The sequence below is a fragment of the Gordonia sp. L191 genome, from assembly GCF_030077625.1.
GTDB lineage: Bacteria > Actinomycetota > Actinomycetes > Mycobacteriales > Mycobacteriaceae > Gordonia > Gordonia polyisoprenivorans_A.
In genome coordinates, this window is record NZ_CP125996.1 from 3,467,157 (window position 1) to 3,489,706 (window position 22,550).

Here is a 22,550-nt window from a genome sequence, read left to right on the forward strand (position 1 = left end):
GCGAGTCGTACGCGGACGACACGCGTGGTTCTGTACGCCACCGAACCGGCGCTCGCCGACGGAGAGCCGGCCCTGCTGGCCTGGACGACGGTGAGCCCGGAGGAACAGGACGCCATTCGGCACACTCCGCCCCCACCGCTGCAGGGCACGTGGGGCGGCAAACCGCCGGCGAGACGAACGGTGCGACTGTTTCCCGACTACGGTCGTGACTGGCCGCTGTGGGAGAACTCCACCGAGACCTGGAACGTCGGCTACGCGACGACACCGAACGACTACGGGCTGTCGGCGGAGTTGACGCAGCGAATACGGGCCTGGCACGACGTCTGGGAACAGGAACTCTCGGCGCTCGACCGCGACCCGGACGCGGTCACCGAAGCACGCTGGCGAGCCGAGGGACACCGCATCGCCGAGCTTCTCGCTGCTGAGATCGGCGACTACGCCGACATCGAACACCGCTTCTGACGCGCACCGGCCCAAGTTCGGGCCTGTGCGCCACTACCCCTGTGGCTCAACCATTTTCGAGTGGCCGAGGATCGAAGGTGACCCGGATGCGGGTGATCAGTCCGTCTTCGACGTGGCTCCAGTTGGCGGTCGGCAACGTGGCGCCGTCCTTGGTCACCAGGTCGAACCAGGTGATGACGTCGTCACCGTCGGCCACTCGGGCGTGTAGGACCAAGTCGTCCATGATCGATTCGGCCATACCCTGCAGTCCGGCGAGGCATGCGTCGGCGCCGTCGGCAACGCCCATGACGCCGACGAAGCTCACGTCGGGGGCGAGCACCGACCGCAATCGGTCGAAATCTCTTGTGCGCCAAGCATCGAAGTAGGTCTCGGCGACGATGCGGGTGGTCTCGGTGGTGGAGATCATCTCTGTCATGACTCCAGGATGGAGTCCGAGGGTTCCATCCGTCCAACAGATCTTTCGGATAGCACCTATCATTTCCAGCAATGGAACTGCATCAGCTGCGGTACGTGATCGCGGTCGTCGACGCCGGCACCTTCACCGCCGGCGCGCAGACCGTGCGTGTCAGCCAGTCCGGGGTGTCCACCCAGATCGCGAAGCTCGAACGCGAACTGGGCGTGACGCTTTTCGATCGCACCTCTCGGCGGGTATCGCTCACCGAGGAGGGGCGCAGCCTGCTGCCGGCGATCCGCCAGGCACTGAGCGGCATCGACGCCGTCACCGACACGGCCAACGCGATCCGCGGTGTGATGACCGGATCACTGCGTGTCGGGGCCGTCACCGGACTGACCTGGGATCCGCTCGTCGACGCCCTTGCGGTGATGCACGACAGTCACCCGGGGGTCGACGTCCGGCTGATCGAGGGTCTCTCCGACGACCTGATACGCGCGGTGCGTGACGGCGGGCTCGACGTCGCCGTTGCCGGATGGGCGGGCGCGGCGCCGGCCGACCTGCTCACCCGCGTCATCGTCGAGGATGCGTTGTGCGCGGTCCTCGCCCCCGATCATCCGTGGGCGTCGTCGACGACCCTGGACACCGCGCGACTGTTGACCGCCGACCTGATCTCCCTGCCGGTCGGTACCGGGGCACGCGGCGCTCTCGATGCCGCAGCTGCTCGCATCGGGATGACCGCGACCCCACGGTGGGAGGTGACGACGCCCGCCCAGGTGAGCCTGCTGGCCCGTCGCGGCATCGGCGTCGGTGCGCTCAGCGAGAACACCGCCGCCGGCTTCGACGGCGTCGTCGCGGTACCCCTGGCCGACACGGCAGCCCGCTCGAGTCTCGGGGTCGTCTCGCGTCGCGAACCGTCGGCGGCCGCGCAGGCGTTCCGCTCCCTGCTCGGGCTCTGAGGTGCCGCGCTAGGATTTCCGCGTGAGCAAACCAGCCCTTGCTCCGGAGTTCCGCTATGCCGATTTGCTGCCCTCCGGCGCCGATGACACCCCGTATCGACTGATCACCACCGAGGGGGTCTCGACCTTCACCGCCGATGGTCAGACCTTCCTCAAGGTCGCCCCCGAGGCCTTGCAGCGACTGACCGCCGAGGCGATGCACGACATCAGCCACTATCTGCGGCCCGCGCACCTCGCGCAGTTGCGCAAGATCATCGACGATCCGGAGGCCTCGGGCAACGACCGCTTCGTCGCGCTCGACCTGCTCAAGAACGTCAACATCTCCGCGGGCGGCGTGCTACCCATGTGCCAGGACACCGGTACCGCGATCGTCATGGGCAAGAAGTCCGAGGGGGTGCTCACCGGGGTCACCGACGGTGAGTGGATCTCGCGCGGCGTCTACGACGCCTACACCAAGCTCAATCTGCGGTATTCGCAGCTGGCTCCCCTGACCACTTACGACGAGAAGAACACGGGCACCAATCTGCCTGCGCAGGTGGAGATCTACTCCACCGAGCAGGGACCGAAGGGCCCCGAATACAAGTTCCTGTTCATGGCCAAGGGTGGCGGTAGCGCCAACAAGTCGTTCCTGTTCCAGGAGACCAAGGCCATCCTCAATCCCAAGCGGCTGCTGGAGTTCCTGGACGAGAAGATCCGCTCCCTCGGCACCGCAGCCTGCCCGCCATATCACCTCGCGGTGGTCATCGGCGGAACCTCCGCCGAGTTCGCCCTGAAAACGGCGAAATACGCCTCGGCGCACTACCTCGACACCCTGCCCACCGAGGGATCGATGGCCGCCCACGGCTTCCGGGACGTGGAATTGGAGGAGGAGGTGTTCAAGCTCACCCAATCCTTCGGCATCGGAGCACAATTCGGCGGCAAGTACTTCTGCCACGACGTCCGCGTCGTCCGGCTGCCGCGCCACGGCGCCTCCTGTCCGGTCGCGATCGCGGTGTCGTGTTCGGCTGACCGCCAGGCATTGGGCAAGATCACCGCCGACGGCGTGTTCCTCGAGCAGCTCGAAACCGATCCCGCGCAGTACATGCCGGACGCCGGCGTCGCCGAGGACATCGAGGGGGGCGCGGTCGTCGACATCGATCTGAACCGCCCGATGAGTGAGATCCTCGCGGAGCTGTCCAACTACCCTGTCAAGACCCGGCTTTCGCTCACCGGCCCGCTCGTCGTCGCCCGAGACATCGCGCATGCCAAGATCGCCGAGCGCCTCGACGCGGGCGAACCCATGCCGCAGTACCTCCGCGATCACCCTGTCTACTACGCCGGACCGGCGAAGACCCCGGAGGGTATGGCCTCGGGCTCGTTCGGACCGACCACGGCCGGCCGCATGGACTCCTACGTCGAGAAATTCCAGGCGGCGGGCGGCTCGATGGTGATGCTGGCCAAAGGCAACCGCTCCAAGCAGGTCACCAATGCCTGTGCGGCACACGGTGGTTTCTACCTCGGCTCGATCGGCGGCCCGGCCGCACGGCTGGCGCTCGATTGCATCAGGAGCCAGGAGGTCATCGAATACCCCGAGCTCGGCATGGAAGCCGTCTGGAAGATCGAGGTGGAGAACTTCCCGGCGTTCATCGTCGTCGACGACAAGGGCAACGACTTCTTCACCGATCCGGGCGGCGCGGTGACCGTCCCGCTGGGCGGGGTGCGCATCCGGTCGAAGGAGCGCTGAGCGGGCTTACGCCGTAGATCGATGCCACCATGTGACACCGATCTACGGCGATGACGGACATGCCGGGCATCCGGCGACGGTTCCCCGCCATCCGCGGGCGTGCAGTGCGCAGGCGATCTTCGTCGCTGTGGCACACGGACGTTCGTACACCTGTCCCCATCCCAGACGAAGCGTCAGCCGATCGCCGTGAACCGCGGCGTCGAGGTCACGTTCGAGGTCGCGGTCGCGTGCCACCGGACCGTCGTGACCGAGTCGGCCGTCGAGTTCGACGACGAGACCGAAGTCGACGTACTCCACATCGCGCAGGCCCCGACGCCCCACGGTGGTCGGCGCCTGCCGGATCGGCGCAGGAAGACCATGGGCCCGTTCGACTTTCGTCAGGTATCCGTGCTCGAGAACCGAACACGTGCCGTCCCGAATATCACGGAGAACGCCCTCGACGAACCGTCGGTGCGCGATCCGTGGCCGGCGGCGCAGCGCCGCGAGCAGGCGGTCTGCGGTGGTTCGGCGAGCCTGCACCGCATCTGCCAGGCAGGCGATGACGCGCGCCGCCGACGACGACGCATCGACGACATCGAGCACGGCCTCCTCGATACGCACGCGCGGTGGACGCGCATGCCAGAGCACCCTGTCGTCCAGCCGAGACCCGTAGTGGACGACCACACCCCGGCGTCTGGTCACCCGGCGTTGTCGGTCGACGACGATGTGCACCGGCTGGGTCGGCGCCACGTCGCCGTCTAGTATCGCCGATGAGTGGCTCAGGGCCGCCGGAAACGCGTCGAGTAACGCACTCCACTGGCGCTGTCGTGCAGTCAGTGGCCCGGTGTGATCGACATAGACGCCGGGGAACACCGTCGCCCATTCCCGGCGTCGCACCATGCGGCGGACGAAAGCTGCGGAGAATCCACAGTCGATCACCTGCCCGCGGGTGACGACACCGTCCTGCGACGCGAGCAGGTAGTCGAGACGAGCCGTGTCGGGCGGAGCAACGGTCATGGCGCACAGTGTGACCGCCGACGGCGCCGTCGGTCGCCCGCGAGGAGGATCTGTGGACAACTCGGTCGAGACCACCACTTGTGCCGTACTTTCGTGTCGCCCAGTGACACCGATCTACGGCACAGAGCTGTCGACGGGCCTGCGCGCCGGGCTCCGACGGTGACGAGTAGCGTGAATTGAGGTAGTCCTAACTCGCCGTCGACCATCGGAGGACGCAGCACCATGACCGAGCAGCAGTACCGCATCGAGTACGACACCATGGGCGAGGTCAAAGTCCCCGTCGACGCGCTGTGGCGGGCCCAGACCCAGCGCGCCGTCGAGAACTTCCCGATCAGCCACCGCCCGCTCGAACGCACCCAGATCCGGGCGATGGGACTGCTCAAGGCGGCGTGCGCGCAGGTCAACAAGGATCTCGGGCTCCTCGATGCGGCGAAGGCCGACGCCATCATCGCCGCGGCCAAGGAGATCGCCGACGGTAAGCATGACGACCAGTTCCCCATCGACGTGTTCCAGACCGGCTCGGGCACCAGCTCCAACATGAACGCCAACGAGGTCATCGCCTCGATCGCCAAGGCGACCGGCGTCGAGGTCCATCCCAACGACCACGTCAACATGTCGCAGTCGTCCAACGACACCTTCCCGACCGCCACCCACGTCGCGGCCACCGAGGCCGCGGTCAGCGATCTGATCCCGGCGCTCGACCATCTCCGGTTGGCATTGTTGGAGAAGTCGAACGAGTGGCGTGAGGTCGTCAAGAGCGGTCGCACCCACCTGATGGATGCCGTACCGGTGACCCTGGGCCAGGAGTTCGGTGGCTATGCCCGCCAGGTCGAGGCCGGTATCGAGCGCATCACCTCAACACTTCCCCGGGTCGGCGAACTGCCGATCGGCGGAACCGCCGTCGGCACCGGTCTCAACGCGCCGGCCGGCTTCGGCACCAAGGTCGTCGCCGAACTGCGCAAGCTCACCGACGTCGACGCCCTCTCGCTCGCCAAGGACAACTTCGAGGCCCAGGCCGCCCGGGACGGGCTGGTCGAACTGTCGGGGCAGCTGAAGACGGTCGCGGTGTCGCTGACCAAGATCGCCAATGACGTTCGCTGGATGGGGTCGGGCCCGCTCACCGGCCTCGGCGAAATCCAACTGCCCGACCTGCAGCCCGGCAGCTCGATCATGCCCGGCAAGGTCAATCCCGTTCTGCCCGAAGCGGTCACCCAGGTCGCCGCGCAGGTCGTCGGCAACGACGCCGCGGTCACCTGGGGTGGCGGCAACGGCGCCTTCGAGCTGAATGTGTACATCCCGATGATGGCGCGCAACGTGCTGGAGTCGCTCAAGTTGCTGGCCAACGTGTCCCGGCTGTTCGCCGACCGCTGCATCTCCGGCCTCGTCGCCCACGAGGAGCGTCTCAAGACGCTTGCCGAGAGTTCTCCGTCGATCGTCACCCCGCTCAACTCGGCGATCGGATACGAGGAGGCGGCCGCGGTCGCCAAACAAGCCCTCAAGGAGGGCACGACGATTCGGCAGACCGTCATCGATCGCGGCCTCATCGGCGACAAGCTCAGCGAGGCCGAGCTCGACAAGCGGCTCGACGTGCTGAAGATGGCGAATCTCGACCGCGAACGCTGATCGGCGAATCCCGACCCGCCACGAAGATCCCGGACGCTGCACCCCGACCACCGACACGGCTACGCCGCCGATCCCACACGGATCGACGGCGTCGCCTCGTCACCTCACGGATATGGTTGTCAGCCACCGACTCCCAGCATGGACGGCAGGATGCCGACCAGTTGGTTGAGCAACTGGGTCAAGGCATTGTCGTCGAGGAGTCCACTCGTGGCACCCGGCGTGGTCGTCGTGGTGCCCGACTGGGGAGTCCCGGACTGGGGTGTCCCGGTCTGGGGCGTTGATTGCGGTGTCGTGGACTGCGGTGTCGTCAGCGCCGGCGCACTACCCGTGGGCGCAGCCTGATTGACGCCGATGGTGATCTTCGGGCTCTTGGCGGGATCGAGCCAGGTCAAGATGTTGCGCAGCACATCCTTGTCGATCGCCACACAACCCATCGTCGGCTCGCCGGTGCTGGCATGCAGAAAGATCGCTGACGCCTTGCCGGGGATGCGCTGCGGATTGGACGCGATGTTCACCGCGTAGTCGTAAGCAGGTCCGGCGTCGTAGAGATTCTCACTGTCCCCGCCGGGGCTCTGCGCCTGGTGCACGTGCGTGTTGTAGGTGGGCGACTTCATGTCGGAGTCCCACCAATCCTGCTGTGTCACCTGGAAGTACGGCATCTTGGTGCCGGGATTGGCCAGCCGCCCGAAGGCCTGGTCGAGGGCGAAGGTGCCCTGCGGGGTGCGGTAGACGTTGTCGGCGGGCTCACCCATACCCACTTCGCCGAGGAATGCCTGGGTCGGCCCGAACACCGGCTTCCAGCTACCACTGGCGGAGTCGCGTTCGAACGCCGTGAGCGTCGCCTTCTGGTCGCTGGCCTTGGGCGCGGTCACCACAATCAGCTGACTCGTCTGACTCGACTGCGTCCCACCGCCGGACGAGCCGGCCCCCGAGAGCGTGTCGAGGACCTTGTCGAGTTCGGGGATACCGGTCTGCGGGATGCTGATGCCGCCGGGCAGCGTCGCACCTGGAGTGGCCGGTGTGGTCGGGGTCGTCGGCGTGGTGGATGGGGCGGCAGTCGCGATGCCGGCACCACCGGCGAAAGCGGCCAGCACCGCAATCACCATCAGTCCCAAGAACCTCATTCGCCTCATCAGTAACTTCTGCACCACACCAGTGTGGCAAAAGGCAAGAGGCGATGAGTCTCGCGATGGTCACGGTGCGGCATGGATCCGATCACCACACCCTCCTTGAATCTGAACTCACCCTCAACTAGGGTCCATGCAGTGATGCAGACCACAGCACATCACCGGATTTCGCTCGCATCGAAGGGAAGCGCATGTCCACCGTCACCACCGTCACCGGTCCGATCTCCTCGGACGAACTCGGCCGCACCCTGATCCACGAACACGTCTTCGTCGTCGGCGAGGAATATCGGATCAACTATCAGGACGACTGGGACGAAGAGCGCAAGATCGCCGAGGCCGTCCGCGACCTCAACGAACTCAAGTCCCTGGGCATCGACACCATCTTCGACCCGACGGTCCTCGGTCTCGGTCGGTACATCCCCCGCATCCAGAAGATCGCCGAGCAGGTCGACCTCAACATCGTCGTGGCGACCGGGCTCTACACCTACAACGAGATCCCTTTCCAGTTCCACTACACCGGCCCGGGCCTGCTTTTCGACGTCGACGAACCGCTCGTCACCTATTTCGTGCGCGACCTCACCGAGGGCATCGCCGACACCGGCGTCCGGGCGGCGTTCTTGAAGTGCGCCATCGAGGAACAGGGACTGACACCGGGCGTCGAGCGGGTGATGCGCGCGGTCGGACAGGCCAGTGTCGCCACCGGCGCGCCCATCACCGTGCACACCAATCCGCACACCGAATCCGGGCTCGTCGCCCAGCGTGTGCTCGCCGAGGAGGGTGCCGATCTGAGCAAGGTCGTCATCGGACACTCCGGAGACAGCACCGACCTCGACTACCTGATGAAGATCGCCGACGCCGGGTCGATCCTCGGCATGGATCGGTTCGGGCTCGACGTCTTGTTGCCCTTCGACGATCGCATCAACACCATCGTCGAACTGTGCAAACGCGGATACGCCGACCGCATCGGGCTCGCCCACGACGCCGCATGCTTCATCGACTGGTTCGATCCCGAGGCCAAGAAGCTGGCGGTGCCCAAGTGGAATTACCGCCATATCAGCGAAGACGTCCTGCCGACCCTGCGCGAACGCGGAGTCACCGACGAGCAGATCACCACGATGCTCGTCGAGGTCCCCCGCCGCTACTTCGAGTGAGAGCCTCCTCATGAACACTGCTGTCACAGCCAATCCTGTTGCCGCCCTGTGGAACAATGCCGAGCACCACCCCGATCGCGTCGCGGTGCGCAGCGGGTCGCGTGCGCTGACCTACGCCGACCTCCGGGCCCGCATCGCCCGGGCCGCGGCCCGGTTCGCCGCCGCCGGGGTGGCCCCCGGAGATCGAGTCCTGCTCATCGCGCCGACCATCCCCGAGTTCCCGATCGTCTACTACGGACTGCACACTCTCGGCGCCACCGTCATCACCATGAACGTGATGTCGACGGTTCCCGAGATCGATTACGTCGTCGACGATTCGGGCACGATGATGATCGTCGCCTGGCAGGACTGTGCGACCAATGCCCGTGCGGTCGCCGAGTTGCGCGGGCTGCCCTTCACCGAGATCGGGCCCTTCGAGGACGACTCCCCCGAGATCGACGGTGTGACAACGTATGTCGAGCGTGACGAGCACCAGACGGCGGTGATCCTCTACACCTCCGGGACCACCGGCAAACCCAAGGGCGCACAGCTGAGCATCGCGAACGTCAACGCCGCACCACAGGCGTTCCGCGACGCATTGCGCCTGCACGACACCGAGCGCTGGGCCACCGCGCTACCTCTGTTCCACTGTTTCGGTCAGGTGGTCGTCATGCACGGCGCACTCACCTGGGCGGGCACGTTGTCGCTGATGAGCCCCTTCACGCCGACCGAGTTCATGGATCGCCTGCGCGACGAGCACATCACGATCGCGTGCGGGGTGCCCACCATGTGGAACGCCATGCTGCAGGTCACCGGCGGTTACACCCCGAGCGATTTCGCCGACCTGCGCCTGGCCTGCTCGGGCGGCGCCTCCCTTCCCGGTGAAGTGATCCGCGTCTTCGAGGAGCGGTTCGGCTGCTCCATCCTCGAGGGCTACGGCCTCACCGAGACCGCGGGCACCGCCACCTTCCGCAATCTCGACGGCCCGCCCAAGGTGGGGACCGTGGGGACGGCTCTGCCCGGATTCCGGATCGAGATCCGCGACCCCGACGGCACCGTCCTGCCCGCCGACGAGGTCGGTGAGATCTTCATCAACGGTCCGACGGTGATGACCGGCTACTGGAATCGACCCGACGCCACCGCGGCCGAACTCGTCGACGGATGGTTGCGCACAGGCGATCTGGGCTCGATGGACGCCGACGGCGACGTCCGCATCGTCGATCGCGCCAAGGACCTCATCATCCGTGGCGGCTACAACGTGTATCCCCGCGAGGTCGAGGAGGTCCTCTACACCCACCCCGACATCGTCGAGGTTGCCGTCATCGGAATACCCGACGACCATTACGGCGAGGAGATCGCCGCCGTCGTCGCGGCGCGCCCGGGTGCCACGATCGAACAGGACACGTTGCGCGAGTGGGCAAAAGAACGTCTGTCGGCCTACAAGGTGCCGCGCATCGTGCATGTCGTCGACGAACTCCCCAAGGGGGCAACCGGAAAGATCCTCAAGCGGGCCATCGACCGCGCACCGCTGATCTCGGTTCCGCACTGACCACACCGACCGCCCCGCTATGTCGTCAGTCATAGCGGGGGTTGTGCGCGGCGTTGACCACAGAGCCCTGGCTGCCGAACCTTACCCCCGAGTAATGTTCGAGCGGCCTCGCGAGCACGCGAGGCGGAAGGGTCGGGTCCTCACACATGCCACCGCTGAGTCGGATTGCGCGACTTCAGATCACCGCGATCCTCGTCCTCGGGCTGGTGGTCAGCGTGGTCGCGGGGATCTGGCTGGTCCACGTGAACCGCGTCGTCGGCGTCGGGGTGTACACGGTGACCGCACACCTCCCCGATTCCGGGGGCATCTTCACCAATGCCGAGGTCACCTACCTCGGCATACCCGTCGGCCGCGTCGGGCCCCTGCGTCTTACGCACGACGGCGTCGACGTCGAACTCCAGTTGGCCTCGGACGCGCCGAAGGTCCCGGCGTCGGCAATGGCGGTCGTCGCCAACCGATCCGCGATCGGCGAACAATTCATCGACCTCCAGCCGACCCGCGGCGATGACGATGCGCACCTCCACGACGGGTCGACGATCACGAGGTCCTCGGTGCCACCGCCTCTCGATGAGGTGGTGGCCTCCACCGTGCGACTCGCACAATCGATACCGCTCGACGACCTGCACACCGTGATCACCGAACTCGGGAAAGCGCTGAACGGACAGGGCGACAACCTGTCCCGGCTCGTCGACTCGTTGTCGACGCTGGCCGCCGACGGCGCCGACAATCTACCCGCGACCATCGGACTGATCCGCGACGCGAATTCGGTACTGGCCACCCAGGCCGACCAGTCCGATGCCATTCTCGCCTGGTCGCACGGGCTCGACGTGCTCACGGCAACGCTCTCGGCGTCCGATCCCGACCTGCGCCGGCTGCTGACCACCGGGAGCGCCTCGGCGACCCAGCTCTCGGAACTGGTGCAACGCAACGGTGGTGACGCGGCGAGGGTTGTTCGCGATCTGGCGTCGGTGACGCGTACGATCCGACCCGCCACCTACACCACGTCCTTGACGTTCGCGATGCTGTCCAACATCTCGGCCGGCAGCCACTCCACCGCCCCCGGCGACGGGCAGATCCATTTCGGCGTCGTGCTCGAGACGAACAACCCACCGGCGTGCACACAGGGATACCAGGGCACCGCCCGCATCATCGACGAGATGAAGCGCGCGAACCCGGATTTCGACATCCGTTACGACGACTTCCCATTCAACACGAGTGCGGAGTGCACTGTACCACAAGGTAATCCGACGGGCGTCCGCAGTGCGGCACGAACCGTCTACGCCAATCCGAACACGCCGCAACCATGGGATTCGACACCCAAGAAGGACCCCGACCGCCTCGACCTGACCCCGCTGGCCCGGCAACTGGCCGCGCTCATGGGCGTCCGACCGGTCTGAGGGCGATCACCGTCGAGACGGTCGGCGATCACCACTCCGTAAACCGATGGCGTTGGCCCACAACCGGGTTGCGGTGAACACCATCTGATCCAGATCGGCATCGTCGCCGAGTGCGAAGGCCTGGTAGGCCATCCGCGAGACCATGCCCGAGAGCGCGCTCGCCGCAGCCAGCGGATCGAGTTCGGGATCGGCGAGGCCGCGGTCCTGGAGATCCTTGATGTGCCTGGCATTTCGGGTCGCGAACACGAGCCCGCGCTGACGCCGCTTCTCGCGGAACTCCGGCATGTTGGCGGTCACCTGCTCGAGAACGAGCCGCAATCCGGCGTTGCGCTTGTACGCCTCGAAGTACGCGCGGTTGGCGGCCTCGAGTACCGCATACGGATCCTTGTGCGGATCGGTCTCGATGTGCGGGAGCCCGGGATGCAGCATGTCCTCGTGGGCGAGCGCGAGGACGGCGTCGAGGACCTCTTCCTTGCTGTCGAAATAGGTGTAGAAGGTTCCCGTCGAACACTTCGCCTCGGCCGTGATGTCGGTGAGTCGTGCGTCGGAGAAGCCGTCGCGCTCGAAGATCCGTCGCGCGGCGGCAATCAGGGCGGAGCGGGTACGCTCGCCGCGTGCGGTCACCGGCGGCGCCTTGTCGCCGTCGGTCACCGCCAGCGGGGGAAGCGGCTGCTCCCCCACCGGCGGTGTCTCCACCGGCGGTGTCTGCAAGGGCTGTGTCCCCACCGCGCGCGAATCACGTGCAGTCATGCCGACATCTTCTCACCCATCGGCGTCGTCATCCGAGTCCGGCCGCGTCGGCGACGGCGATGGCCCGCGCGACCAGACCGTCGATCACCTCGTCGGTGGGGACGCCGGCGACGGCTCGGTTCGCCGGGTTGTCCCGCGCACGACGGAGCACACCCTCGGCGATGATCGCGACCTTCCACAGTCCGAGTGCGTGCCAGAACCGCAGCGCCGTCGCGTCACGGCCGGTGCGGTCGAGGTACATCGCGGCCAAGTCGTCGCGGCTCGGGAACCCCTCGAGCAGTTCCACCGGTGCAGCACTGAGCGGCGGTTCACCGGCTGCCGGCCAGTACGCCAGGGTGCTGCCGATGTCGGCGAGTGGATCACCCAGGGTCGACAACTCCCAGTCCAGTGCCGCTCGTACCGTTCCGCTGTCCGGATCGATCATGACGTTGCGAATGTGGAAGTCCCCGTGGACCAGTCGTGTCTCCCGTTGTTCGGGTGCACTCGCCGACAGTCGGCGGGTCAACTCGTCCAGGGCCGGGATCTCGCGGGTCTTCGACTTCTCCCACTGCGCGCTCCACCTCTTGAGTTGGCGTGCTGCGTAGGGCTTGTGGCTCGCGAGGTCGGCCAGGCCGACCTGCTCGATGTCCACGTCGTGGATTCGGGCGAGGGTGTCGATCATCGACTCCCCCACCGCCCGCCGTATCGCGGGTGAGAGCGCCTGCGCCGCCGGGAGCCGGTCCAGGACGACACCGTCCACGAACTCCATCACCACCAGCGGAACAGGACTCACCGACTCGTCGGTGCACACACCGAGGACGGCCGGAACCGCCACGTCGGTCGGGGCCAGCGCTGAGAGGATGCGCGCCTCGCGCACCACGTCGTGCGCCGATGCCAGTAGGGTGCCGACCGGCGGACGACGCAGCACCCATCGGTCATCGGCGTCGTCGGTGAGGAGATAGGTGAGATTCGACTGACCGACTCCGACGCGCGTGCACCGCACCGTGCCGGCCCACTCGATACCCGCTCCGCGCAGCCAGCCGAGCAGGGCGATGGGATCGACCTCGGCGATCTCCGCCAGTTCCCCCGCCACGTCGGTCTCACTCATTGCCCACTCTCCACTCGATCACCGGACTCTCTTGCGCTGCAACGGCTTCCCGATTCGATCAGTACCGGGCCGAGAGCGCGTCGTCGGACACGCAGGCCACCGTCTCCGGCACCGTCGCGGCTTCTCGGTAACGTCGCAATTCGCGGCGGGCGATCGCGCGCTTGTGCACCTCGTCGGGACCGTCGGCCAGGCGCAGCGTCCGCAGATGCGCGTAGGCCATGGCCAGCGGCAAGTCGTCGGTGACACCGGCACCACCGTGGACCTGGATGGCGCGGTCGATGATCTTGAGCGCCATGGTGGGCGCCGCCACCTTGATGGCGGCGATCTCTGTCGCGGCCGCCTTGTTCCCGACGGTGTCCATCATGTACGCGGCCTTGAGGGTCAGCAGCCGCACCATCTCGATGTCGATGCGCGCCTCGGCAATCCAGTCCTGAATGTTGGCGCGGTCGGCGAGGGGCTGTCCGAAGGTCGAGCGTGCCGCCGCTCGCCGACACATGAGTTCCAGCGCCCGCTCGGCCATCCCGATGGTGCGCATGCAGTGATGGATGCGGCCCGGCCCCAGACGCGCCTGGGCGATCGCGAATCCCTCACCCTCCCCTTTGAGGACATCGGTCGCGGGCACCCGGACGTTCTCGAACACCAACTCGCCGTGGCTCTCCCGGTCGACGTAGCCGAAGACGGGCAGGTTGCGCAGGATGGTGAGACCCTCGGCGTCGGTGGGTACCACCATCATCGACTGCTGTCGGTGGGTCGGAGCGGTGGGATCGGTCTTGCCCATCACGATGAGTACCTTGCAGTCGGGCCGCACCGCGTTGGAGGCGAACCACTTTCGTCCGTTGAGGACGTAGTCGTCACCGTCTCGGACCATCTGCAACTCGATGTTGGTCGCGTCGGAGCTGGCGACTGCGGGCTCGGTCATCGCGAACGCCGAGGCGATCTCACCATCGAGCAGGGGCTTGAGGTAGCGCTGCTTGTGTTCGTCGGTGCCGAAGAGGGTCAGCACCTCGATGTTGCCGGTGTCGGGGGCGTTGCAGTTGAACACCTCCGGCGCCCACCCGACCCGTCCCATGATCTCGGCGAGGTGCGCGTATTCCAGGTTCGACAGACCCGGACCCCATTCGGCGTAGGGGTGGAACAGATTCCACAGTCCTTCGGCCTTCGCCTTGGCCTTGAGTTCGATCAGGATGTCGGGGGTGGCATGGGGATTGGCCGACTCCCGCATCTGTTGGTCGTAGACGGCCTCGTTGGGATAGATGTAGGTATCCATGAAGGCCAGCAGCTTCTGCCGGTATTCCTCGGCGCGCGGTGACGGTTCGAACAGGGTCATGGTTGTCTCCTCGATGAGAGCGGTTGTGGTCTCGACGGATTCGCCGGCGGTGGCGCTTCAGGCGTCCTGCGGCGCGAGCAGCGCGGCCTGATAGCGCCGCATGCCGCGCAACCATCTGTCGTAGTCGGCACCCTTCTGGCGGTACATCTCGAGCACCTCCGGATGCGGGAGGATCAGGAACCGCTCATCGGCGATCGCGGCCAGTACGAGGTCGGCGACCTCCTCGGGCGTGATCACCGCGCCGGCGGTCTCGACCGCTCGCTGCATCAGGCGCTCGCCGTCGGTGTCCGGCGCATGGTCGGGACGCAGCAGTTTGGTGTCGACGCCCATCGGGCACAGGCAACTGACCCGGATACCGGCGTCGCCGTAGGTGGCACTGAGCCATTCGGCGAACCCGACCGCCGCGTGTTTGGTCACCGAGTAGGTCGCCGACCCCAGTTGGGTGAGCAAGCCGGCCGCCGACGCAGTGCTGATGAAGTATCCGCGACCGCGTTCGCTCCACTCGGGTACGAGCCGACGCGCGGCGCGTATATGCGCCATCAGGTTCACGTCGATGACGGTGTCCCAGGCGTCGTCGGTGGCATCCAGCCCCGCCGCGCCGCCGATCCCGGCGTTGGCGAAATACAGGTCGACCGGTCCGAAATGCTCACCGGCCGCGGTGAGCACGTCGTCGATGTGGGCGTTGTCCGAGGCGTCGCCGGACAGCGCAATCGCCTGGCCGCCGGCCTCGACGATCGCCTCGGCGGTGCGCGCGACGGCGTCGGAATCGAGGTCGGTCAACACCACCCGGACGCCGGCGGCGCTCAGCGCGCGGGCGATCGCACCACCGATGCCGCCGCCGGCACCGGTGACCACGGCGACTGTGTTCTGGATCTCCATGCCCCGACCGTACTTGAACCCGGTTTCACCTTCAAGGTTCGGGTCGGGTCGTGCCTCAGCCGATCATCTTGGCCATCGAGGTCGCATCCTCCCCCGACCTGCGCAGCACGAGCGCCGACAGCGCCAAAACGACCAGGGTCAGAACCAGCATCAGCGTCGACATCGCGGCCACCTCCGGCCGCAGGGCGATACGCACCGCGGAGAAGATGTACACCGGCCACGGCGTGTAACCCGGCTGCTGGACGAAGGTCGAGATCACGACGTCGTCGAGACTGAACGTGAACGCGAGCATCATCCCGGCGAAGATGCCCGGGGCGGCGGCGGGCAGGATCACGTGGCGCAGCCGCGCGAGCGGCGAAGCGTAGAGATCTGCGGCCGCTTCCTCGAGTGCCGGATCGAGAGCCGACACCCGCGCTCGCACGATGAACGTCACCACGACCATCGACACCACCGCGTGCGAGATGACCAACCGCACGAGACCGTTGTTGAACGGCAACAGATTCCAGTCGACACCGAGCGTCACATACCAGGGCAGGAAGGCCACGGCATCGGCGATGTCGGGCGTCACCAGGGTGACCGTCAGCAGGGCCAGCAACCCCACCGACCACCAGCGCGGGCGCCGCGACATCCCGATGGCGATGCCGGCCAGCGACCCCAGGAGCGTGGCCAGCAGCGCCGACAGGAGGCCGACCTCCAAGGAAATGCGCACACTGTGCAGGATCGTGTCGTCGGTGAGCGCGTCGCGGTAGGCGCCGAACCCGAATCCCTCGAACGACGCGAGTACACGCCCGGTGTTGAACGAGTAGGCGACGATCACCAGGATCGGCAGGAACAGGAAGGCATAGACCACGACCGACCACGCCTTCAGACAGATCGAGTACCAATCCCGCCGGGTGCGCAGCGGCGTCATCACCAGACGCGGCAGCGGGCCGGGATCGGCCGGCTGTCCGTCGGGCAGGGTCACCGAGAACACCTGTCGATCCAGAAGCACCGCAATACCTTTGACGACGAGACCGGCGATCACCACGCACACGAGCACCATCGCCATCAGCGACACGGTCATGGCACTGCCGAGCGCCCAGTTCTGGGCGGTCTCGAACTGCGCGGCGATCATCTGCCCGGCCATCGTGCCCTTGGCACCGCCGAGCACCGACGGTGTCACGTAGTCGCCCATCAACGGTATGAACACCAGAAGCGTGCCCGAGACGATGCCCGGCGACGCCAGCGGCAGGGTGATCCGGAAGAACGTCGTCCAGCGGTTGGCACCGAGGTCGCGCCCGGCCTCCCGCAGCGACAGACCCGCACGATCCATCGCAACGTACAGGGGAAAGATCATCAGCGGCAGGTAGTTGTAGACCACGCCGACCTGCACCGCGGCGCGGGTGTAGAGGATGCCGAGTTCGCCCAGCCCCACGCTCTGCATCGCACCCGAGAGCCATCCCGACGGGGCCAGGGTGATCTGCCAGCCGATGGTGCGCACCAGGAAGTTGGTGAAGAACGGGATGATGATGAGGGCGAGATAGATCGGGCGTCGTCGCGGATTCGATTTGACCGCAAGCCAATAGGCGAACGGCACACCGACGGCAAGCGCGATCACCACTCCGGTGACGGCGATGGTGAGGGTGTTGTAGAAGGTCGACCGGTAGTCCGCGCCGAAGGCTTCCGAATAGCGACCGAAGCTCAGTTGGTCGGTGGCATAGGTGGTGAACTGGTCGGGTTTGTAGCCGAAGCTGTACCACACCACCAGGGCCACCGGGACGACGAAGAAGAACAGCAGATACGCCCAGGCCGGGAAGGTGAGCCCGCCTGCACCGAACAACCGTTGCCGCCATGGCGGTTTCGGGGTCGGGGTGATCGGTTCTGGGGTGATCGCCGGGGTGTCGACGGTGGTGGTCATCGGGCGCTCCTCGCCTGCATCTGGCCCAGGATCTCGGTGCGCTCCTGGGTGGCCGAGTCGACATTGGCCGACACCAGCCGATCGACCACCTCGTCGGGTGGGAACAACAGGTCGGGGTAGTCGAGGTCGGCGGCCCGGCCCTTCTCCGCCATCCCTTTCACCCCGGTCTGGTAGCCGATGTACTCCATCTCCCGGTACGACACCTCCGGGTCGAGCATGTAGTTGATGAATTCGTGTGCGGCGACCGGATGTTGGGTCCCGCGCACGATCGCGAAGTTGTCGACGAACAGGTTGGCCGTCGGCAACGGGTAGACGAATCCCCACTTGTCGGGGTCGCTCTCGTTCGTCAGTGTCAGACGCGCGTCGCCGTTCCACGCCTGCAGCAAGCTGTAGGCACCCCCCGACACCACCGAGGTGATCGACGAGTTGTACCCCTGCAGCGTCGGCGCGAGTTCGTTGACGAGTAGCGTGCGCGCCGCGGCGAGATCCTTCCCGTCGGTGCTGTTGGGGTCGATGTTCAACGCCCCCATGGCAATCGAGACCACCTCCCAGGGATCCTCAAGGACACTGACCTTGCCCCGGGCCGGGCCCTGGGCCAACTCGATGAAGTCACGCCACGTGGTCGGGGTCGTCGTGGTCAGCGACTTGAGATACATGAATCCGGTGGTGCCCCAGTCCTTGCAGGCGCCGTAGCGCGAGCGCGGATTCCAGGGCGGGTCGAAGAACCGCTCCTCCAGGTTGGCAAGGTTGGGCACGCGCGCATGGTCGAGCGGATCGAGCAGGTCGTGCTCCACCATCTGCGGGATGTACACCCCGGTGGGCACCACCACGTCGTACCCCGAGGTTCCGCGGGCCGCAGCGAGTTTGGCGATCATCTCCTCGTTGGAGCCGAAGGAGTCGACTTGAAGCGTGACACCGAAGCGGTTCTCGTAGCCGTCGAGATCGTTGGGGTCCTCGTAGTCTCCCCAGCTGTAGTAGTTCAGCCTGCCCTCGGCGGCGGTGCCCATCGGCGCCGAACTCGCAATCTTGTGACTGCCACCGCACGCCGACACGGTGACCCCGGCCACCGCCACACCGATTCCGGCGAGGAAGCTGCGACGGGTGATGCGCGCGACGGATTGCTTCGGGACCAGTGCGCGTACCGCGTCCGGCGCGGCCGATGGTGCGCGCCCGATCATTTGGCGTACACCAGGGTGTCGGAGCCGGCGAAGGTGCATCGCACACGCTGCCCCTCGTGCAGTGGCGGGAAGTTGCGGGTGGCGCCGCGCACCAGCACCTCGGTACCCGCGTCGGTAGTGACCACCACCTGCGTCAGGTCACCGAGGAACGACACCCCTGCGGCGGTCCCGGACACGACGTTGTCGGCGGCATCGACGTCGGCGTCGCTCTCGGCGAACCAGATCGCCTCGGGGCGTACCGCGACGACCAGGCCACCGGTGGCGTCGGCCGGGGTGTCGGCGATGGCGAAACGACCGTCGGTGGTGGCGATGCGGCCGTTCTCGTACTCGCCGGTGACGTCGAAGAAGGTCTGCTTGCCGATGAAGTCGGCGACGAACCGGCTAGTCGGCGCGGCATAGATGTCCTTGCCGACGCCGACCTGAGCGATGCGCCCCTCGCTCATCACCACGATCCGGTCGCTCATCGACAACGCCTCCTCCTGATCGTGGGTCACGAAGATGAAGGTGGTGCCGAGGTCCTTTTGCAGCAGTTTGAGTTCGATCTGCATCTCCTCGCGCAACTTGCGGTCCAGCGCACTCATCGGCTCGTCGAGCAGCAGCACGTCGGGCCGGTTCGCCAGCGCCCGGGCGAGCGCGACACGCTGCTGCTGGCCGCCGGAGAGCATCGCCGGCTTGCGGTCGGCAAAGCGCGTCATCTGCACCAGCCCGAGCGCGTCGGCGACACGTTGGCCGATCTCCTTCTTGGCCACCTTGCGTTGTCGCAGACCGAAACCCACGTTCTGCGCCACGGTCATGTGCGGGAACAGCGCGTAGGACTGAAACACGGTGTTGACCGGGCGACGCTCGGGTGGCACATCCACGATCGAGGCCCCGTCGAGGGTGATGTCACCGGCGGTGGGCCGCTCGAAACCGGCCAGCATGCGCAACAGCGTCGTCTTACCGCACCCGGACGGACCCAGGAGCGAGACGAACTCACCCGCGGCGACGTCGAGATCGATGTCGGTGACCGCGACGTGGCCGTTGGCATACACCTTGCGGATAGCCCGGAGGGCAACCGCTCCGCGGGTGGTCGGCGCGGACTCGGCGATCGGAGCCTGCGAGACAGTGGTCATGGTGGGCCTTTCGTGGCGACCACGCCGGCGGCGGGCGGGTCAGTAAACCTCAGGAGTTACGAATACATCGGTCATTCGATGGAATCGTCACGGATTCAGTCTCCAGTTTCCACTTGAGCGACTGATTCTTAATGCACGCGCAACAATCGGCAACGTACGGTGGGCACATGCGCAACGGTGACGTCTCCTACTGGCACTCCACCACCGGACCGTCGGTCCCGCGTCCGCCGTTGCCGGGCGATCGCGACGCGGACATCGCGATCGTCGGCGGCGGACTCACCGGCCTGTGGTCGGCGTACTACCTCGCCGAGCGACTACCCGACGCGCGCATCGTCGTCCTCGAGCGCGAGTTCTGTGGTTTCGGCGCCAGCGGCCGCAACGGTGGCTGGCTCTCGGCCGAGGTCGCGGGCAATCGTCGCACCTATGCGGCAATCGCCGAGTCTCGAGGGCGCGACGGTCTCGACGCCAATCGCCGTCTCACCGCGACCATGCGGTCCGGCGTCGACGAGGTCCTCGACCGCATCACCAGCGAGTCCATCGAGTGCGACGCGGTGAAGTCGGGGGTCCTGCACATCGCGCGTTGTGCGGCACAGGACGCCCGACTACGCGCCGAGATCGAGCACGAGGAGCATCTCGGTGGTCGATGGGAGTATCTCGACGACGTCGCCCTCGCCGGGCGGATCACCATTGCCGGCGCACGATCGGCGATGTACTCGTCCCAGTGCGCCCGGGTGAACCCGGCGAAGCTGACCCACGGGGTCGCCGAGGCGGTGGCCCTCCGGGGCGTACAGATCTTCGAGGGCACCACAGTCACCGGCATCAGTCCGCGCCGGGTCGACACCGATCGCTGTGTGGTGCGGGCGGAATCGATCCTGGTCTGCCTCGAGGGCTTCACCGCCACCATGGCCGGTACGCACCGCACGCTGCTGCCGATGAACTCGTCGATGATCGTCACCGAGCCACTCGACGACGAGATCTGGGAGCGCATCGGATGGGGCGGGTGCGAGTTGCTGGGTGAGACCGCTCACGCCTACACCTACTCGCAGCGCACTGCCGACGGCCGGATTGCCTTGGGCGGGCGCGGCGTTCCCTATCGATTCGGTTCCGGCATCGATGATCGCGGCCGGACCCAGGAGCGGACGACGGCTTCCCTGGTGACCGCGTTGCTCGAAATGTTCCCGGCCACCGCGGACACCGCGATCGCCCACACCTGGTGTGGGGTGCTGGGGGTGAGCCGGGACTGGTCGGCGTCCATACGCTACGACCAGACCACCGGAATCGGTTCTGCCAGCGGCTATGTGGGGTCAGGTCTGACCACCACCAACGTGGCCGGGCGAACGCTGTGCGACCTCGTCGCCGGCGACCGCACCGATCTCACCGACCTACCGTGGGTCGGGCACCGCACCCGCAACTGGGAACCAGAACCGCTTCGTTGGCTCGGCGTGGCGACGATGTACGCCGCCTACCGCACGGCCGATCGACGTGAACTGGCCGATGGCTCATCGCGGACGAATGTCATCGCACGGATGGCCGACCGGGTGTCGGGTCGGTCCTGAACACCGACACCCGGTGCGAATCAGTAGATTCCGAGGATACTGACTTTCAATCGGCGATCAGTACGCCGCGCCCGGTGCGAATTCCTCGAGCACTTCTGTCACGAGCGCCGCGATCGGCGATCGCTCACTGCGGGTCAGCGTGATGTGCGCGAAAAGCGGGTGTCCCTTGAGCTTTTCGATGACTGCCGCCACCCCGTCGTGTCGTCCGACGCGCAGGTTGTCGCGCTGCGCGACATCGTGGGTGAGCACCACCCGCGATCCCGACCCCAGGCGCGAGAGCACGGTCAGCAAGACGTTACGCTCCAGCGACTGTGCCTCGTCGACGATCACGAACGAGTCATGCAATGACCGGCCACGAATGTGGGTGAGTGGCAACACCTCCAGCATGCCGCGTGCCAGCACCTCTTCGATGACTTCTTGCGAGGCAAGGCCTTCCAGCGTGTCGAACACCGCCTGCGCCCACGGGCCCATCTTCTCGTCGGCGCCGCCGGGTAGGTATCCGAGCTGCTGTCCGCCGACCGCGTAGAGCGGCCGGAAGACGACCACCTTGCGCTGGGTACGTCGTTCGAGGACGGCCTCCAGTCCGGCGCACAAGGCCAACGCGGACTTGCCGGTTCCGGCCTTGCCGCCCAGCGACACGATGCCGACACTGTCGTCGAGCAGCAGATCGAGCGCCACACGCTGTTCGGCGGAGCGCCCGTGCAGACCGAAAGCCTCGCGGTCGCCGCGCACCAACTGCACCTGCTTGGCGTCGTTCACCCGGCCCAGCGCACTCGACGAGCCCTGACCGATCAGCCGAACCCCGGTGTGGCACGGCAGTTCCCGGGCCGCGTCGATGTCCACGACGCCGTCGGCGAAGAGGGTGTCGATGGCGGGCTGGTCGACGTCCAGTTCGGCCATCCCCGACCATCCGGAGACCACGACATCCTGGGCGTGGTACTCGTCGGCGGCCAGGCCCACCGCGCCAGCCTTCACCCGCAGCGGCGTGTCCTTGGAGACCAGGGTGACGTTCTTACCCTCGGCCCGCAGGTTGAGTGCACACGCGAGAATCCGTGAATCGTTTGTCTCCGTACGGAATCCGGCAGGCAGCACGGCCGGATCGGTGTGATTGAGTTCCACCTGTAACGTGCCGCCCTCGTCCCCGATGGGGAACGGCATGTCGAGTCGACCGTATTCCAGCCGCAGATCGTCGAGGAGCCGCAAGGCCTCACGTGCGAACCAGCCGAGCTCGTGGTGGTGACGTTTGCCCTCGAGTTCGCCGATGACCACCAGCGGAAGAACCACATGGTGTTCGGCGAAACGGGTGACCGCCCAGGGATCTGAGAGCAGGACGGAGGTGTCGAGGACGTAGGTGCGTGTGGTCACGTGGGCTCCTACATTTGTGCGGCGCCCGCACAAACCAGTTCA

The 22,550-nt window shown here is 66.5% G+C and carries 19 protein-coding genes; 8 read left to right on the plus strand and 11 right to left on the minus strand.

Features of this window, described 5'->3' with window-relative positions; genetic code table 11:
• The first annotated feature begins 24 nt into the window (after window positions 1-24).
• Entirely contained in the window at window positions 25-462 is a 438-nt protein-coding gene (locus QNM97_RS15685) for an immunity protein CdiI family protein (RefSeq protein WP_283819291.1), read from the plus strand.
• Between the two features lie 46 nt (window positions 463-508).
• On the opposite strand, the gene QNM97_RS15690 is transcribed toward QNM97_RS15685, so the two are convergent.
• Window positions 509-877: a nuclear transport factor 2 family protein gene (locus QNM97_RS15690; RefSeq protein ID WP_283819292.1), complete on the minus strand. Its 369-nt coding sequence runs from the start codon at window positions 875-877 to the stop codon at window positions 509-511.
• 71 nt (window positions 878-948) lie between these two features.
• Here QNM97_RS15690 and QNM97_RS15695 point away from each other — a divergent pair, with 71 nt between their 5' ends.
• Both QNM97_RS15695 and QNM97_RS15700 read left to right on the plus strand, forming a co-directional pair.
• Window positions 949-1,812 carry a LysR family transcriptional regulator gene (locus QNM97_RS15695; protein WP_283819293.1) on the plus strand — a complete coding sequence of 288 codons (864 nt, stop codon included), beginning with the start codon at window positions 949-951 and terminating at the stop codon, window positions 1,810-1,812.
• Between the two features lie 22 nt (window positions 1,813-1,834).
• Window positions 1,835-3,535: a fumarate hydratase gene (locus QNM97_RS15700; protein WP_123926340.1), complete on the plus strand. Its 1,701-nt coding sequence runs from the start codon at window positions 1,835-1,837 to the stop codon at window positions 3,533-3,535.
• Window positions 3,536-3,577: 42 nt separating this feature from the next.
• Here the strand turns inward: QNM97_RS15700 and QNM97_RS15705 are convergent, their stop codons facing one another.
• The gene (locus QNM97_RS15705; RefSeq protein WP_123926342.1) at window positions 3,578-4,531 is read right to left on the minus strand and encodes a type IV toxin-antitoxin system AbiEi family antitoxin domain-containing protein; all 954 of its coding nucleotides are present in this window, start codon (window positions 4,529-4,531) and stop codon (window positions 3,578-3,580) included.
• Between the two features lie 222 nt (window positions 4,532-4,753).
• Between QNM97_RS15705 and QNM97_RS15710 the strand changes: the two genes are divergently transcribed.
• Entirely contained in the window at window positions 4,754-6,154 is a 1,401-nt protein-coding gene (locus QNM97_RS15710) for a class II fumarate hydratase (RefSeq protein WP_283819294.1), read from the plus strand.
• Between the two features lie 119 nt (window positions 6,155-6,273).
• On the opposite strand, the gene QNM97_RS15715 is transcribed toward QNM97_RS15710, so the two are convergent.
• Window positions 6,274-7,278 (minus strand): L,D-transpeptidase family protein, encoded by a 1,005-nt coding sequence (locus QNM97_RS15715; RefSeq protein ID WP_283819295.1) that lies wholly within the window; start codon window positions 7,276-7,278, stop codon window positions 6,274-6,276.
• 194 nt (window positions 7,279-7,472) lie between these two features.
• Here QNM97_RS15715 and QNM97_RS15720 point away from each other — a divergent pair, with 194 nt between their 5' ends.
• From QNM97_RS15720 to QNM97_RS15730, 3 genes are all read left to right on the plus strand, one after another.
• Window positions 7,473-8,432: a phosphotriesterase family protein gene (locus tag QNM97_RS15720; protein WP_283819296.1), complete on the plus strand. Its 960-nt coding sequence runs from the start codon at window positions 7,473-7,475 to the stop codon at window positions 8,430-8,432.
• Window positions 8,433-8,442: 10 nt separating this feature from the next.
• On the plus strand, window positions 8,443-9,960 hold the full coding sequence (locus QNM97_RS15725; protein ID WP_283819297.1) for a class I adenylate-forming enzyme family protein: 1,518 nt from the start codon (window positions 8,443-8,445) through the stop codon (window positions 9,958-9,960).
• A gap of 146 nt (window positions 9,961-10,106) precedes the next feature.
• Window positions 10,107-11,357, plus strand: coding sequence for an MCE family protein (locus QNM97_RS15730; protein ID WP_283819298.1), 1,251 nt, complete (start codon window positions 10,107-10,109; stop codon window positions 11,355-11,357).
• 6 nt (window positions 11,358-11,363) lie between these two features.
• On the opposite strand, the gene QNM97_RS15735 is transcribed toward QNM97_RS15730, so the two are convergent.
• Genes QNM97_RS15735 through QNM97_RS15765 form a run of 7 tightly spaced genes read right to left on the minus strand, consistent with a single transcriptional unit; the run spans window position 11,364 to window position 19,587 of the window.
• Window positions 11,364-12,107: a TetR/AcrR family transcriptional regulator gene (locus QNM97_RS15735; protein WP_283819299.1), complete on the minus strand. Its 744-nt coding sequence runs from the start codon at window positions 12,105-12,107 to the stop codon at window positions 11,364-11,366.
• A gap of 28 nt (window positions 12,108-12,135) precedes the next feature.
• Window positions 12,136-13,194, minus strand: coding sequence for a phosphotransferase family protein (locus QNM97_RS15740; protein WP_283819300.1), 1,059 nt, complete (start codon window positions 13,192-13,194; stop codon window positions 12,136-12,138).
• Between the two features lie 58 nt (window positions 13,195-13,252).
• Window positions 13,253-14,521 (minus strand): acyl-CoA dehydrogenase family protein, encoded by a 1,269-nt coding sequence (locus tag QNM97_RS15745; protein WP_283819301.1) that lies wholly within the window; start codon window positions 14,519-14,521, stop codon window positions 13,253-13,255.
• A 57-nt stretch (window positions 14,522-14,578) separates the two neighbouring features.
• Window positions 14,579-15,400 (minus strand): SDR family oxidoreductase, encoded by an 822-nt coding sequence (locus tag QNM97_RS15750; protein WP_283819302.1) that lies wholly within the window; start codon window positions 15,398-15,400, stop codon window positions 14,579-14,581.
• 55 nt (window positions 15,401-15,455) lie between these two features.
• A complete protein-coding gene (locus QNM97_RS15755) occupies window positions 15,456-17,297 on the minus strand; it encodes an ABC transporter permease subunit (RefSeq protein ID WP_283819303.1) in 1,842 nt (613 codons plus the stop codon).
• Complete coding sequence (locus QNM97_RS15760) at window positions 17,294-18,475, minus strand: polyamine ABC transporter substrate-binding protein (protein ID WP_283819304.1); 1,182 nt, start codon at window positions 18,473-18,475, stop codon at window positions 17,294-17,296. Before QNM97_RS15760 ends, QNM97_RS15755 begins: the two co-directional genes overlap by 4 nt.
• A complete protein-coding gene (locus QNM97_RS15765; RefSeq protein WP_283819305.1) occupies window positions 18,472-19,587 on the minus strand; it encodes an ABC transporter ATP-binding protein in 1,116 nt (371 codons plus the stop codon). Before QNM97_RS15765 ends, QNM97_RS15760 begins: the two co-directional genes overlap by 4 nt.
• 131 nt (window positions 19,588-19,718) lie before the next feature.
• Here QNM97_RS15765 and QNM97_RS15770 point away from each other — a divergent pair, with 131 nt between their 5' ends.
• Window positions 19,719-21,143 (plus strand): NAD(P)/FAD-dependent oxidoreductase, encoded by a 1,425-nt coding sequence (locus QNM97_RS15770; RefSeq protein ID WP_283819306.1) that lies wholly within the window; start codon window positions 19,719-19,721, stop codon window positions 21,141-21,143.
• 57 nt (window positions 21,144-21,200) lie between these two features.
• Here QNM97_RS15770 and phoH2 read toward each other — a convergent pair whose 3' ends face one another.
• The gene (gene phoH2 / locus QNM97_RS15775) at window positions 21,201-22,508 is read right to left on the minus strand and encodes an RNA 5'-3' helicase PhoH2 (RefSeq protein ID WP_006372263.1); all 1,308 of its coding nucleotides are present in this window, start codon (window positions 22,506-22,508) and stop codon (window positions 21,201-21,203) included.
• Between the last annotated feature and the right edge of the window lie 42 nt (window positions 22,509-22,550).